Source organism: Enterococcus sp. HMSC078F03 (genome assembly GCF_001811595.1).
In the GTDB taxonomy this organism is placed as follows: domain Bacteria; phylum Bacillota; class Bacilli; order Lactobacillales; family Enterococcaceae; genus Enterococcus; species Enterococcus faecalis.
Map to the genome: position 1 here is coordinate 18562 of NZ_KV805579.1, position 13597 is coordinate 32158.

Below are 13597 nucleotides of genomic sequence, written 5' to 3' on the forward strand. Positions count from 1 at the left end.
TTTCTATTGTTAACCAATTATTTTTATTTGGTTAACAATAGTTTAGCGGAAGTAAACAATTTTGTAAAGAGGGCAAAGAAAAAAACCTTGCCAAGAAAGGCAAGGTTTTGAAAGAAGGTAAGAACCGTAGTTCGACCTTTTGAAATCTTAAAGTTTTTGGTTGTAGTATTCAACGACAAGTGCTTCGTCGATTTCTGGGTAAAGTTCATCACGTTCTGGTAAACGAGTGAAGCTACCTTCTAATTTTTCAGTGTCAAAGCTTACGAATGCTGGACGTCCAACAGTTGCTTCAACTGCTTCTTTAATTGTTGAGATGTTTTGAGATTTTTCACGAACACCGATCACTTGACCAACTTCAACGTGGTATGATGGAATATCAACACGTTTGCCGTCTACAGTGATGTGGCCATGGTTAACTAATTGACGTGCTTGACGACGAGTAGTTGCAAGACCTAAACGGTAAACAACGTTATCTAAGCGTTGTTCTAGTAAAACCATGAAGTTAACACCGTGTTTACCTTCTTTGATTTTGCTTGCTTTAATGAACAACGTACGGAATTGACGTTCGTTCATGCCATACATATGACGTAATTTTTGTTTTTCAGTTAATTGCATTCCGTATTCAGAAACTTTACCACGGCTGTTAGGTCCGTGTTGTCCTGGTTTGTAAGGGCGACGAGCTAGTTCTTTACCAGTACCTGATAAAGAGATACCTAGACGACGAGATACTTTCCATGATGGTCCAGTATAACGAGACATTAAAAATTCCTCCAATAAATAAATGTTTTTTTGGAGTAAAATAATTAGATGAAAAATTCATATTCGTTCAGTTCATTCTTCAACCTTCGCCTTTGCAGCCGCGGTTACGCAGTTGAACCAAGTTTGGCAATGAACTGTTGACGAGTTATTATTCTTCTGCTGCAATTATTTTACACAAAATCTAGTATACTTAATAGGATAGGAAACGTCAAGGTTTTAAAGTGAAATCTGAAAAAAAAGGTAGACAAAAACACTTTTCCTCATTAGAATAAGAGGAGATGTTTTGAAAATATAAGTTGAAAACGGAATGAAAGGGAGTTTACAATGAAGTCTGGTTCACCATTGTTTGAACAAATTGATAAATCCATCGACAAGAAAGTGAATTTATTCTCAAACAGCTTTTCCCGCTACGCTGTTCGTGCAATGCTTGCTTGTCTATTTTTAACGTTGGGAACAGCCGTTGCTTTTGCAATCGCAATTAAAGGAGAAGGAATTTCTCATGGTTTAGGGAAAATGCTTTACGCCTTCATGTTCAGTTGGTCACTTGTGATGATTTTATATATGAATGCCGAACTTGGTACCTCTAATATGTTGTACATGACTGTTGGCGTCTATCGTAAAAAAGTCAACTTTTCCTTAGCTGCAAAAATTTTATTTACCTGTATCTTATTCAATTTAATTGGTGGTGTCTTATTTGGTTTCTTGGTATCACTTACGGTGCCGTTCCAAGATTTACCAAAAGATAGTTTCTTCTTTACGTCAATTGCTGGAAAATTAGAAAAAACCACCCTGCAAATTTTAGTTGAAGCTATGTTCGCCAATATTGTGGTTAATACAGCCGTATTAGTGAGTATGCGAATGAAAGATGACGCCGGCAAAGTCGCGGCCATTATTTTCATTATCTTTATCTTTGCGTTCCTTGGTTTTGAACACGTGATTGCCAACTTCCCAGCCTTCAGTTTAGCTTACTTTGCTTCAAACGGCGCAATTGAAGCTTTCACAGCTGGTAATGTTGTTCATAATCTGTTCTGGGCCTTTATCGGTAACTTTATCGGTGGTGGCTTAATTATGGGTCTCGGCTATGCCTGGTTAGATAAAGACAACAAAAACTTAACGTATTTTGATTAATTGATCAACCAACTATACTAAAACATGGTACACTGTTTTAGTATAGTTTTTTTATTATGAGGAGCGAAGGAATGGACACACTTCAATTTCAGAAGAACCCAGAAACAGCAGCAAAAATGTCTGCTTATATGAAACACCAATTTGTTTTTGCAGGCATCCCCGCCCCAGAACGTCAAGCGTTAAGTAAACAACTTTTAAAAGAAAGTCATACGTGGCCAAAGGAAAAATTATGCCAAGAGATTGAGGCTTACTATCAAAAAACAGAACGAGAATATCAGTATGTCGCTATTGATTTAGCCCTTCAAAATGTTCGGAGATTTTCATTAGAAGAGGTCGTAGCGTTTAAAGCCTATGTTCCACAAAAAGCGTGGTGGGATAGTGTGGATGCTTGGCGAAAATTTTTTGGGTCGTGGGTGGCGTTGCATCTGACTGAATTGCCAACGATTTTTGCCCTTTTTTATGGCGCTGAAAATTTCTGGAATCGGCGTGTTGCGCTGAATTTACAGTTGATGTTGAAAGAAAAGACCAATCAGGACCTGTTGAAAAAGGCGATTATTTATGATAGAACTACAGAGGAGTTCTTCATTCAAAAAGCGATTGGCTGGTCATTACGCCAATATAGTAAAACGAATCCGCAATGGGTCGAGGAATTGATGAATGAATTAGTGTTGAGTCCTTTAGCACAACGAGAAGGCAGTAAATATTTAGCGAAAGCGAGCGAATAAGGAGAAATGATGGAAAGAAAACTTTTTGCATTTGATATTGATGGGACGTTGTTAAATTCGGAGAAGAAAGCATTGGATAGCACGAGAGAAGCGCTAGCAAAATTGCGGGAGCAAGGACACTTAGTTACGCTGGCAACTGGCAGAAGTCGTTATATGGCGCAAGAGGTGATTTGGGATTTAGATTTTACCAATTACGTATTATGTAATGGCGCTGCGGCTTTTGTGGATCATGAGCAATATTATCAAAATTTATTGCATGCTGAAGCGTTGGAACGTTTGGCACAAGACAGTGATCAACGCGGCTTAGGATTTGCTTGTGTGGGCTTAGATGATATTAAGAAGAGCAACCAGCACCGTGCTGAAAAAATGGAAATTGCGATGAACTCTTTTCATTTTCATTCACCTGCTTATGATGAACACTTTTACCGTCAAAATGATATTTACCAAGCGTTGGCATTTTATGACGCAGAAGATCAGTGTACGTTTGAAGAAGAATACCCAGAATTTCGCTTTATTCGCTGGCACCAACATAGCGTAGATGTTGTGCCTAAAGATGGCTCAAAATCAGCTACGTTAACGTATTTAGCCAAACGTGTGGGCATTGATGCAAAAAATATCATTGCCTTTGGGGACGGCGAAAATGACCGAGAAATGCTAAGCCATGCAGGGATTGGCGTCGCAATGGGCAACGCGAGTCCTTCCATTCAAGAAGTGGCCACAATGGTCACAGATACCAATGATAATGATGGCATTTGGAAAGCCTTAAAAGAAATGAAGGCCATTTAAAAAAACTGCGCCGTTTGTTTTCAGACAAACGGCGCAGTTTTTTTCTTTATTCGATGACTAAAACGCCCTCTTTTAAAGCAAATGGATTTTCTTTGTTAATATGATCGTAGAACATGATGCCATTAATATGATCAATTTCATGTTGAACCACAATCGCTTCGTAGTTTTTTAAACGAACTTTGTGTTTTTCGCCATCCATGTCAAAATAACTGACGGTAATTTTGTTATGACGAACGACATACCCAGGCACATCCCGATCGACAGATAAACAGCCTTCCCCTTCACCTAAACATACATCTTGCACAGAATGGCTCAAAATTTTAGGGTTGTACATCACCGTACTTAATGAAGGCGTTTCGTTTTCTGGGTCGTTACTAGGAACATGGACAGCAATAATTCGTTTAGAAATATCTAATTGTGGTGCAGCTAAACCAACGCCACCACGTAATTGTAATTCTTCGGCTTTGACTGGATCTTGACTATTTTTTAAGAAAGTCAACATGTCCTCACCTAATTGTCGGTCTTCCTCAGTGATAGGGACAGGCACTTCTTCTGCCACAGCACGAAGTGTGGGATTCCCTTCACGAATAATATCTTTCATTGTAATCATTCAATGGTTCCTCCTTTGAAACATAAAAAAATTCTTCTTTTATTTATTCATGCGCTGAAATAATCAGTTGTTTACCACCATTTAGTGTATCACAAAATCACCAAAAAAGGGGCTAGATTGTTTAAAAAAACTGTCGAATAATAGAGATTAAGCTTGCATTTTAGCGGTGTTTCCTGTAAAGTAAGCTTGTGTGGAAACACACCATCTATCACTTGGTTTAGCGAGTCACCAACGCTTCACTCAGTGATCAGACGAATAATAGAGAAAGAGGTGGAACAAATGGCAATTTCACAAGAAAGAAAAAACGAAATCATTAAAGAATACGCACGTCATGAAGGAGATACTGGTTCTCCAGAAGTACAAATTGCTGTCTTAACTGAAGACATTAACCAATTGAACGAACATGCGCGTACACACAAAAAAGATCACCATTCTTACCGTGGTTTAATGAAAAAAATCGGTCACCGTCGTAACTTGTTAGCTTACTTACGTAAAACTGACATCCAACGTTACCGCGAATTGATCCAACGTTTAGGATTACGTCGTTAATCATTACGTATAAAGCGAGGTTCAATCAGAATCTCGCTTTTTATCTTATTGTCACTATTGAAGGTCCTCTTTGGAAAGTTTTTAGGAACTACTAACCAAATGAAAGAGCAACAACGACTTGTTACTTTTTCATTTGTTTAGTAGCCGTCTGACTTTTCCAAAGAGCAAGAGTAAAGGAGAAGAATTATGACAGAAAAACAAGTCTTTAAAACAACTTGGGGCGGCCGCCCACTAGAAGTAGAAATCGGCCAATTAGCCAAACAAGCCAATGGAGCTGTCTTAGTACGTTACGGCGATACGGTCGTTTTAAGTGCTGCTGTTGCCTCTAAAGAAGCAAAAGATGTAGACTTTTTCCCATTAACTGTAAACTATGAAGAAAAAATGTATGCGGTAGGAAAAATTCCTGGTGGCTTCATTAAACGTGAAGGTCGTCCAAGTGAACGTGCGACATTAACCGCTCGTTTAATCGACCGTCCTATTCGTCCAATGTTCTCAGAAGGCTTCCGTAACGAAGTCCAAATCACAAACATCGTTATGAGTGTGGATCAAGATTGTACACCAGAAATGGCTGCAATGTTTGGGTCTTCCTTAGCGTTAGCAATTTCAGATATTCCGTTTGATGGACCAATTGCTGGTGTTGACGTTGGTCGTATTAATGGCGAATATGTTTTAAACCCAACGGTAGAACAAGCGGAACAAACAGATATTGAATTAACTGTTGCTGGAACAAAAGAAGCCATCAACATGGTTGAAAGTGGTGCTAAAGAAGTATCAGAAGAAGATATGTTAGGTGCCTTACTTTTCGGTTTTGATGCCATTAAAGAACTAGTGGCGTTCCAAGAAGAAATCGTTGCCGCTGTAGGTAAACCAAAAATGGACGTGGACTTATTACAAGTGGACGCTGATCTTAAAAAAGAAATTTTTGATGCGTACTACAATACAATGAAAACAGCCGTAATGACGGAAGAAAAATTAGCACGTGAAGTTGAAATTGACAAAGTAAAAGATACAGTCAAAGAAGTTTACGCTGAAAAATTTGCGGAACACGAAGAAGAAGCGCAATTACTAAAAGAAGTGAAACAAATTGCGGAAGATCTTGAAAAAGATGTCGTACGTGAGTTAATCACGATCGATAAGATTCGCCCGGATGGCCGTAAATTAGACGAAATTCGTCATTTATCATCAGAAGTAAGTATTTTACCACGTGTGCATGGTTCTGGCTTATTTACTCGGGGTCAAACACAAGCTTTATCCGTTTGTACATTAGCGCCTTTAGGGGAACATCAAATTATCGATGGATTGGGTGTCCAAGATAGCAAACGTTTCATCCATCATTATAACTTCCCGCAATTCTCTGTTGGTTCAACAGGACGCGCGGGCTCACCAGGTCGTCGTGAAATCGGTCACGGTGCGTTAGGTGAACGTGCCTTAGCACAAATTATTCCATCAGAAGAAGACTTCCCTTACACAATCCGCTTAGTAGCAGAAGTGTTAGAATCAAATGGTTCTTCTTCACAAGCAAGTATTTGCGCGGGAACATTAGCATTAATGGATGCGGGTGTGCCAATTAAAGCGCCAGTTGCAGGTATTGCAATGGGTCTTGTTAGTGATGGCGAAAACTATACAATCTTAACAGATATTCAAGGTTTAGAAGACCACCTTGGCGATATGGACTTTAAAGTAGCAGGAACGAAAGACGGAATCACTGCTTTACAAATGGACATCAAAATCCAAGGAATTACAGAACAAATTTTAACGGAAGCATTAGACCAAGCGAAGAAAGCACGGATGGAAATTCTAGAAGAATTAACAACAACGATTGCTGCTCCTCGTGAAGAATTAAGTCAATATGCACCGAAAATTGAAATGATTCAAATTAAACCAGCGAAAATTAAAGATGTCATTGGTAAAGGTGGCGAAACAATCAACAGCATCATTGATGAAACTGGTGTTAAGATTGATATCGATCAAGACGGTAACGTAAGTATTGCTTCATCAGATGCTGAAATGATTAAAAAAGCCATCAAGATTATTGAAGAATTAACCAAAGAAGTCGAAGTCGGCCAAGTTTACTTAGCAAAAGTTGTCCGCATTGAAAAATTTGGTGCGTTTGTTAACCTAATTAAAGGCAAAGATGGCTTGATCCATATTTCTCAATTAGCAAACGAACGTGTGAACAACGTTGAAGATGTCGTGAAATTAGGCGACGAAGTCCTTGTCAAAGTAACTGAAATTGACAAACAAGGCCGTGTCAACGTGTCAAGAAAAGCATTATTAAACGAAGAAAACAAAGAAAAATAATTTCTTTTTAAACCAACGAAAACCAAGGAAGTTTCCTTTCTTTTCGTTGGTTTTTTCGTTGAAAATAAGCCCTAAAAAAGAAATGATAAAAAAAGCTAAAGACGATCGCCAACTCTTTTGTTTATAGTCAATTAGTGGTAAAATTAATACTATCAGTCTGAAGAATATCTGGGGTGTCTTTGTGAAAAAATTTAATCCAAATAAAAATATAATCATTACCTTAATTTTAGTCATTATTTTAGTAACCATTATTAGTTTAACTGCTGCGCAACGTTCTGAAAAAGGCAAAACCAATGTCGTTCAAGGTGGCGTCAACAATAGCGTTAGTATGGTGGATCGTGTGATTTCTTTTCCAGCTCGTGTGGTGGAAAACGGCTTGTCTTCAATGGGCAATTTAATTAACACGTTTAAAGAAAATGAACGTCTAAAAGAAAAAATTGATAGCTATAATGAATTAGCTGTCCAAAACAATAACTATAAACGCGAAATTGATAGTTTAAAACAAGAATTGAATCTGAACGAAACGTTAGCTAACTATGAAAAAGTAACTGCGAATGTCATTACGCGTTCGCCGGATACTTGGCAAGACTTATTAATTATCGATAAAGGAACCAATGACGGCATTGAAGCGGGCATGGCGGTCATGGCGCAAAAAGGGTTAGTGGGGCGTGTCATTGAAGTCAATGCAACGACTGCAAAAGTGGAACTACTAACGTCTAAAAATGTCAACTCGAACCATTTCCCTGTGCGAGTAACTTCCGCAAATGGCGAATCGTTTGGTTTACTTAAAAATTACGACAATAAGACAAATGCATTAATTGTGTCACAATTAACTGGCGATGCCACTCTGAAAGAAGGCGATGTCGTTCAGACTTCTGGCTTAGGTGGTAATTCCCCAGCCGATTTAGCGGTAGGGACAGTTATTAAAGTGAAACCAGATAGTTTTGGTTTAGATCGTGAAGTGTATGTGAAACCTTATGCGGATGTCTATGGTATCTCCGTTGTGACGGTCGTGAAAAGATCGGCAGGGGAAAGCGAATGATTCGGAAAGAGTATTTAAAATACGTCACACCTATTCTCTTGTTTTTCTTAATGTTAATTGATGCTCATTTAACAAAGTCTTTTGAAACGTGGACAAGTAATGTTTACTTCGCCAGTTCTCATCTGTTATTACTTGCGTTTATGTTTGCCGTTCCTAATTTTTCTAAACGTTATTTATTAATTACTTCGTTAATTTTAGGCTTTATTTGCGATAGCTACTACATTGGCATTATCGGGATTTATACAGTCGCACTGACGATTTCGGTTATGTTGATGTATACATTTAAAGAAGTAATTCAAACAAATTTACTAACTGGTTTTTTTGGGATCGTTATTTTTACCACGTTGTATGAACTGATTGCGGTACTGATTCAAGTGGCCTTTCATTTAGCGGATGTCAGCCCGATTTTATTTATTACGCGTGTGTTGGGCCCTACATTGCTATTGAACATGGTGTGGTATGTTATTTTATCTTATCCGCTGAAAAAACTGTTTTCCGTAAAATAAAAATTGAAAATTTTGTTCGTTTGCGAAAAATGCTCATTTGTTAGCATTTTTCGCTTTTTTTATTTTCTTTAAATAACAAAACAATGAGAAGATTACCCTGGAGCCTTGAAGAAAGTTGTGAAAAAAGTGAAGCTTTTTTTTGTCATTTACAAGAAGAAAATTGAAATATTACTGTAACATCCATATTATCTCAGTGACATACAGCTATGCTACAATTGCTCTATCGTTGAAAAAGAGAAATTTATTCAAATTTTAATAAATAATAAAAAAGCTTAACAAAAAAGGATTTTCGGAGGACAACAGATTGAAGAAAAGTGTATTATCGGCTCTAATGGTATGTTCCATTACATTAACAAGCGTAGCGTTGCCATCCGCAGCATTTGCAGATGAATACGATACAAAGATTCAACAACAAGATCAAAAAATTAATGCGTTAACAAGCCAAATGTCAGATGCAGAAGCAAAAGTTGCCGCGATTGAAAATGATATGGTTGAAACGGCCAAACAAATCGATACATTAACAGCTAAAAAGAACAAGCTATCATCAGAAGTATCTAAATTATATAGTGAAATTTCTGATTTGAATGTCCGTATTCAAAAACGTGAAGTACAAATGACAAAACAAGCACGCGATGTCCAAGTGAATGGTCAAAGTGATTCAATTATTGATGCTGTCTTAGATGCAGATTCAGTAGCAGATGCAATTGGTCGCGTTCAAGCGGTCTCAACAATGATGAGCGCCAACAATGAATTACTAGAACAACAAAAAGAAGACAAAGCGACTGTTGAAAAGAAAACAAAGAATGTTGAAAAACAAATTGCTGAATTAGAAGCAGCAACAAAAGAATTAAATGACAAAACAGAATCATTAAAAACATTGAAGATCCAACAAGAAGTGGCTAAAAATGATTTAGAAGCACAACGTTCTGAAGAACAAGGGAAAAAAGACGGCTTCATTAAACAGAAAAAAGAAGCGGAAAAACGTTTAGCAGAAGAACAAGCACGCCAACGTGCAGCTGCTAAAAAAGCAGAAGAACAAGCGGCAGCGCAAGCACAAGCCGCAGCACAAAAAGCGGCAGCAGAGCAAGCGAAAGCAACAAAAGCAGCCAATGAGGCAGCAGCATCCGCCGCTGAAGAAAAAGCCGCAACACCAGTAGTAGAATCATCAACAACTACTGAAAGTACCACAACGCAAGAAACAACAACTTCAAGTACTGAAACAGAAAGTGTTGTAACAACACCTGCAGCAGCACCTGAAAAAGAAAAAGAAGTTCCTGTAACTAACCCAACGACTCCTGAAAAAGGTAATGAAGCAAAACCAGGGAATGGTGGCGTGACTTCAGGAAAACAAGCCGCAATCAATGCAGCTTTAGCAGATGTTGGTAATTCTTATGCAACAGGTTGGAATCAGCCAGGCGAATGTTTAGTATCCGTTCGTCGCTGGTTAGCGGCAGGCGGTATTAACTTCGGTTATGGTGGTCCAAACAGTGGCTATGTTGCTTCTGGCGCAACACAAGTTAGCTGGAGTAACGTGCAACCAGGCGATGTTGTTCAATATGAAAGTGCCTATAGTCCAGATAGCTGGATTGGTGGCGTGCATACTGTCTTAGTTACAGGTGTAAGTGGTGGAAGTGTTCAAATCGTTGAAGCGAACAACCCAGGAGGTTCTGGTTATGTTTCTTCTAACTCTAACTGGTCACCAGCACCACCAGCAGGATTCCGCGCTGTTGTATGGCGTTTTCCAGGCTAAATAGTCATCTATTAATAATTGATAACAAGGAGTGGTAACTAACAAAAATCGTTAGTTGCCGCTTTTTTTATTCATTTAATTTTAAATATATGCATAAAATGTATCTGAAAATATTGTAATCTGGCCGTTTTTTTGCAATTATAGAGGTATATACATATTAGGAGCGGAGGAATCAGCATGAGCGGAACGCACGATACAAAACAAGCAATCGCTTCAGCTTTAATAGAATTATGTGAACAAAAGGATTTTCGTAAAATAAGTGTCCAAGATATTACCAAAAAAGTGGGCTTGAATCGCCAAACATTTTATTATCACTTTACAGATAAATATGATTTATTACGTTGGATTTATCGTCACGATGCATTGATTTACTTAGAAACAGATATTTGTTTGGAAAACTGGGAGGAACAAGCCCTGAAGTTATTAAAAGCGATTAAAGAGAAGAGCCATTTCTACTATACAACGGTGACCTCAGATTCAGAAGTTCTTCTTAATGTTTTTTCCGCTTCGACCAATCGCTTATTTATATCATTATTTGAACAAGTCGATGTTGAGAATCATTTAACAGATAAAGACAAACAATTTTATGCGAATTTCTTTTCCTATGGATGTAGTGGCGTCTTAACGAAATGGATTCTTGAGGAATATTCTCAGACTCCTTTGGAAATGGCGACGCAATTATTCCGTTTAGCGAAAGATACAGAATTTATGGCTTATCATTTGTATGAACAAGAAGCCAATGAGTAATGTGTGAAGGATAAAAAGTTTTATGAAGGAGTGAAACGTTGTGGTAACTGTGTTATTTGTTTGTTTAGGCAATATTTGTCGCTCGCCAATGGCAGAAGCGATTTTTCGTCAGAAAGTCCAACAAGCTGGTTTAGAATCGGCTATTCAAGTGTTTTCAGCAGCTACTAGCCACTGGGAAGTTGGCAGTCAGCCACATAAGGGAACCAGAAAAATTTTGGAGCAACAAGGAATTTCCTATCAAGGAATGCAGGCAACACAAATCCAGCCAAGTGATTTTAAAAAATATGACTATATCATTGGGATGGATGCGAATAATGTGGCAGATTTAAAAGCATTAGCTCCTCAAGAAGAGCAACGGCGGATTCATTTATTTATGGAAGTTGTGGCTGGTAAAGAAACCATGGACGTACCTGATCCTTATTATACTGGAGATTTTGAGGAAACTTACCGCTTAGTGGAAGCAGGTACCTCAGAATGGTTAAAAAAAATAAAAGCACAGCTGAAAGATTAGGACTATAGTCCGATAGTACTTTCTGTTTCCCCTTGGTACAATAGTGTTAACAAATTGTTCAGGGAAAAAGAGACAGGAGGGAAGTAAGATGAACAGTAGTTATTTATCCTATGTTTTTGAATTAAGTTTGTATTATTTATTGTTGATAATGAGTCTGCCGCTAGTGTATGCTGTCACGTATCATTTATCTTTTAGTAGTATGTATACAAGTGAATGGTTAATGATCTCTGTTTTCTTATCTCCGTTAGTTTTATTATTTGCAGGTATTCGTTATGGTTTTGCTCGTTTGAAACAGCAAGAACGTCAAGCGATGAAATAAAGCAAAAAATCCTTGAAAAGTGTCAAAACTTTTCAAGGATTTTTTTATTAAGCCACCCAATCGGCTAAAGTTTTTTGCTCCAATTGGAAAGCCTTCAACATATCGTCGTTGGCGTCTTTAATAGGCGTCGTTGCTGCCAATGTTCCTTGAACAGCAATTCGCGTCGTTGCTTGTAAATCGCCACAGGTAATTAAGGTAATCATATTTTGACCAGGAACGTCATCAATTAACTCAACACGGGTTGGTTCGATTTTTTCTACAGAAGTTATTTTGTATGTATAAACAGTAGATAAATCAGTGATATAAATGAGTTCGTCTTTTTTGGTTCTTTCTAAAGGTGAAAATAAGGAAACGCCATCTTCCGTTCGATGACTAGCCAAGGCATAATTGTTTTTCCCCATGACTTGATCTTCTTTCATGGTTCCCGCACCAGTTAATAAAGCGACATTTGACAATCCTTTAAAAATAGGCAAATTAATTTCGACACTTGGTATCGCAATGGCACCAATCACAGGTAAGTTTTTGTTTTCAAATTGGGCTTTCATCACCGCTTCTGTGCTCAAGGACTCAACTGAATCAAAGTCAAACGTTGTTTCACGAGCCATATTTTTCTTCACATCAGCTGGTTTCAGCTTGCTAACGGCGTACGAGCGGCTATTTTGTTGAACCACCCAACTGCGTATCTGATTGTTAAAAATTAAGGCCAAGCCAATGATAAATAGTAAAACTAATAAGCTGTTGATTAACCAATTTTTTCCTCTTTTTTTCTCTTTTGGGCGCATATTCTCCCTCCTTTTAATGTATCAAGTTTACCACAATTTATTTGAAAAACCTATTTATTTTCTTCGGGGAATAGGTAAGCAGACCGGACCTTGATTTAATAAAAAACAACTGAATCGATTGATTTTTCAAAAAAATCCTCATTTTGTAATGGAATTTTAAAGTAAAAGAAACAAGCTTTTCTTTTGAAAATATTGTAAAATGGTAAGGAGGCTAGTAGAGGGGAGATGGGAATTTGCTTGATTTAATTTATGTACATATAGATGTAACCAGCAACGCGGTTTTATCTAAAGGAATTACCCATTCCGATTTTGTTCGTTCAATTGTGCATCATCCACAGAACTTACTATTATTAGATCCTTCTGCCGAAGCTGGCGAATACGATATGCATTCAGGCTTGAAAATTATTCGCGGAGAAGAAAGCGTCAATCGCTATTTTCAATCGCTACAACGTCGTTGGATGACTGAAGAGATTAAATGGATTGACTTTTCCGATGTGACGATGCTAAAAGAGCTAACGCCATTAGAAATTTCGGAACTTCTTTATTTTGGACACATGAAGAATAGTTTGCATTCGCCTTTCTTTTATAAGCTACAAAATGATTTTGTCTTTTTTGAATTTGCAGATCAGATGACGCGTGTCTATTATCGTTATATTGATGAATTTTATCGAATCTTTGCTGATAAAATTACACGTGTTGTTTTAGAGAAAGTGAACCAGAAAAAGGCCTTCTTTAAACGAAATACGCCTGTCGAAAAATTAAGTCCTGAATTACTTAAAAATATGAAAGGTATCTTGCAAGAAGGTGTTATTTTTTGCTTCCAACAAACGGAAGTGGATAAAGAAGAATATCGGATTCCTATTTACTTGGTGGAAGATTCACTTAGCAAGATGAAAAATACCTCTTACCAAAAAGAAGAAATTTTGGCAACGCTTGTCTATAATAGTGAAAAACGCATTTGGCACATTGAACAAGAAAATGATTTCGGTGAAATTTTTATGTTGGCCCATGAAGGCTGAGAGAGCTCTAACTTTATCAACTAAAGTAGGGCTCTTTTTGTAGCTATGATTTGAATGAGAAAT

The 13597-nt window shown here is 37.7% G+C and carries 15 protein-coding genes and 1 pseudogene; 12 read left to right on the forward strand and 4 right to left on the reverse strand.

What is annotated here, in order from left to right:
- Nucleotides 1-147: 147 nt before the first annotated feature.
- Nucleotides 148-759 (reverse strand): 30S ribosomal protein S4, encoded by a 612-nt coding sequence (gene rpsD, locus HMPREF2810_RS10455; RefSeq protein ID WP_002365342.1) that lies wholly within the window; start codon nucleotides 757-759, stop codon nucleotides 148-150.
- Nucleotides 760-1083: 324 nt separating this feature from the next.
- Here rpsD and HMPREF2810_RS10460 point away from each other — a divergent pair, with 324 nt between their 5' ends.
- The 3 genes from HMPREF2810_RS10460 to HMPREF2810_RS10470 all read left to right on the forward strand — a co-directional run bounded on the left by HMPREF2810_RS10460 (nucleotide 1084) and on the right by HMPREF2810_RS10470 (nucleotide 3398).
- Entirely contained in the window at nucleotides 1084-1887 is an 804-nt protein-coding gene (locus HMPREF2810_RS10460) for a formate/nitrite transporter family protein (RefSeq protein ID WP_002365340.1), read from the forward strand.
- Between the two features lie 71 nt (nucleotides 1888-1958).
- Nucleotides 1959-2612 carry a DNA alkylation repair protein gene (locus HMPREF2810_RS10465; protein ID WP_010715463.1) on the forward strand — a complete coding sequence of 218 codons (654 nt, stop codon included), beginning with the start codon at nucleotides 1959-1961 and terminating at the stop codon, nucleotides 2610-2612.
- Nucleotides 2613-2621: 9 nt separating this feature from the next.
- Nucleotides 2622-3398 (forward strand): Cof-type HAD-IIB family hydrolase, encoded by a 777-nt coding sequence (locus tag HMPREF2810_RS10470; RefSeq protein ID WP_002383269.1) that lies wholly within the window; start codon nucleotides 2622-2624, stop codon nucleotides 3396-3398.
- A gap of 72 nt (nucleotides 3399-3470) precedes the next feature.
- Here the strand turns inward: HMPREF2810_RS10470 and HMPREF2810_RS16260 are convergent, their stop codons facing one another.
- Together HMPREF2810_RS16260 and def are read right to left on the reverse strand one after the other, a co-directional pair.
- The gene (locus tag HMPREF2810_RS16260; RefSeq protein ID WP_350028755.1) at nucleotides 3471-3539 is read right to left on the reverse strand and encodes a Loki-CTERM sorting domain-containing protein; all 69 of its coding nucleotides are present in this window, start codon (nucleotides 3537-3539) and stop codon (nucleotides 3471-3473) included.
- A pseudogene (gene def / locus HMPREF2810_RS10475) lies at nucleotides 3526-4008 on the reverse strand (peptide deformylase); the annotation flags it as partial. The gene HMPREF2810_RS16260 and the pseudogene def, both read right to left, overlap by 14 nt.
- A 279-nt stretch (nucleotides 4009-4287) precedes the next feature.
- On the opposite strand from def, the gene rpsO reads away from it, so the two are divergent.
- The 8 genes from rpsO (at nucleotide 4288) to HMPREF2810_RS10520 (ending at nucleotide 11733) form a co-directional block, all read left to right on the forward strand.
- Nucleotides 4288-4557 (forward strand): 30S ribosomal protein S15, encoded by a 270-nt coding sequence (gene rpsO, locus HMPREF2810_RS10480; protein ID WP_002354983.1) that lies wholly within the window; start codon nucleotides 4288-4290, stop codon nucleotides 4555-4557.
- A 186-nt stretch (nucleotides 4558-4743) separates the two neighbouring features.
- The gene (gene pnp / locus HMPREF2810_RS10485; RefSeq protein WP_002367402.1) at nucleotides 4744-6858 is read left to right on the forward strand and encodes a polyribonucleotide nucleotidyltransferase; all 2115 of its coding nucleotides are present in this window, start codon (nucleotides 4744-4746) and stop codon (nucleotides 6856-6858) included.
- Nucleotides 6859-7039: 181 nt separating this feature from the next.
- Complete coding sequence (gene mreC / locus HMPREF2810_RS10495) at nucleotides 7040-7900, forward strand: rod shape-determining protein MreC (protein ID WP_002383273.1); 861 nt, start codon at nucleotides 7040-7042, stop codon at nucleotides 7898-7900.
- Nucleotides 7897-8406 (forward strand): rod shape-determining protein MreD, encoded by a 510-nt coding sequence (gene mreD, locus HMPREF2810_RS10500; protein WP_002359075.1) that lies wholly within the window; start codon nucleotides 7897-7899, stop codon nucleotides 8404-8406. The genes mreC and mreD overlap by 4 nt, the downstream gene beginning before the upstream one ends.
- Nucleotides 8407-8737: 331 nt before the next feature.
- The gene (locus HMPREF2810_RS10505; RefSeq protein WP_002383274.1) at nucleotides 8738-10156 is read left to right on the forward strand and encodes a CHAP domain-containing protein; all 1419 of its coding nucleotides are present in this window, start codon (nucleotides 8738-8740) and stop codon (nucleotides 10154-10156) included.
- A 177-nt stretch (nucleotides 10157-10333) separates the two neighbouring features.
- Nucleotides 10334-10903 (forward strand): TetR/AcrR family transcriptional regulator, encoded by a 570-nt coding sequence (locus HMPREF2810_RS10510; RefSeq protein WP_002383275.1) that lies wholly within the window; start codon nucleotides 10334-10336, stop codon nucleotides 10901-10903.
- Between the two features lie 40 nt (nucleotides 10904-10943).
- On the forward strand, nucleotides 10944-11414 hold the full coding sequence (locus HMPREF2810_RS10515; protein ID WP_010715461.1) for a low molecular weight protein-tyrosine-phosphatase: 471 nt from the start codon (nucleotides 10944-10946) through the stop codon (nucleotides 11412-11414).
- Between the two features lie 88 nt (nucleotides 11415-11502).
- The gene (locus tag HMPREF2810_RS10520) at nucleotides 11503-11733 is read left to right on the forward strand and encodes a hypothetical protein (RefSeq protein ID WP_002383277.1); all 231 of its coding nucleotides are present in this window, start codon (nucleotides 11503-11505) and stop codon (nucleotides 11731-11733) included.
- 47 nt (nucleotides 11734-11780) lie between these two features.
- Here the strand turns inward: HMPREF2810_RS10520 and HMPREF2810_RS10525 are convergent, their stop codons facing one another.
- Complete coding sequence (locus HMPREF2810_RS10525; protein ID WP_002354994.1) at nucleotides 11781-12515, reverse strand: class A sortase; 735 nt, start codon at nucleotides 12513-12515, stop codon at nucleotides 11781-11783.
- Between the two features lie 233 nt (nucleotides 12516-12748).
- Between HMPREF2810_RS10525 and HMPREF2810_RS10530 the strand changes: the two genes are divergently transcribed.
- A complete protein-coding gene (locus HMPREF2810_RS10530) occupies nucleotides 12749-13534 on the forward strand; it encodes a hypothetical protein (protein WP_002354996.1) in 786 nt (261 codons plus the stop codon).
- Nucleotides 13535-13597: the final 63 nt, after the last annotated feature.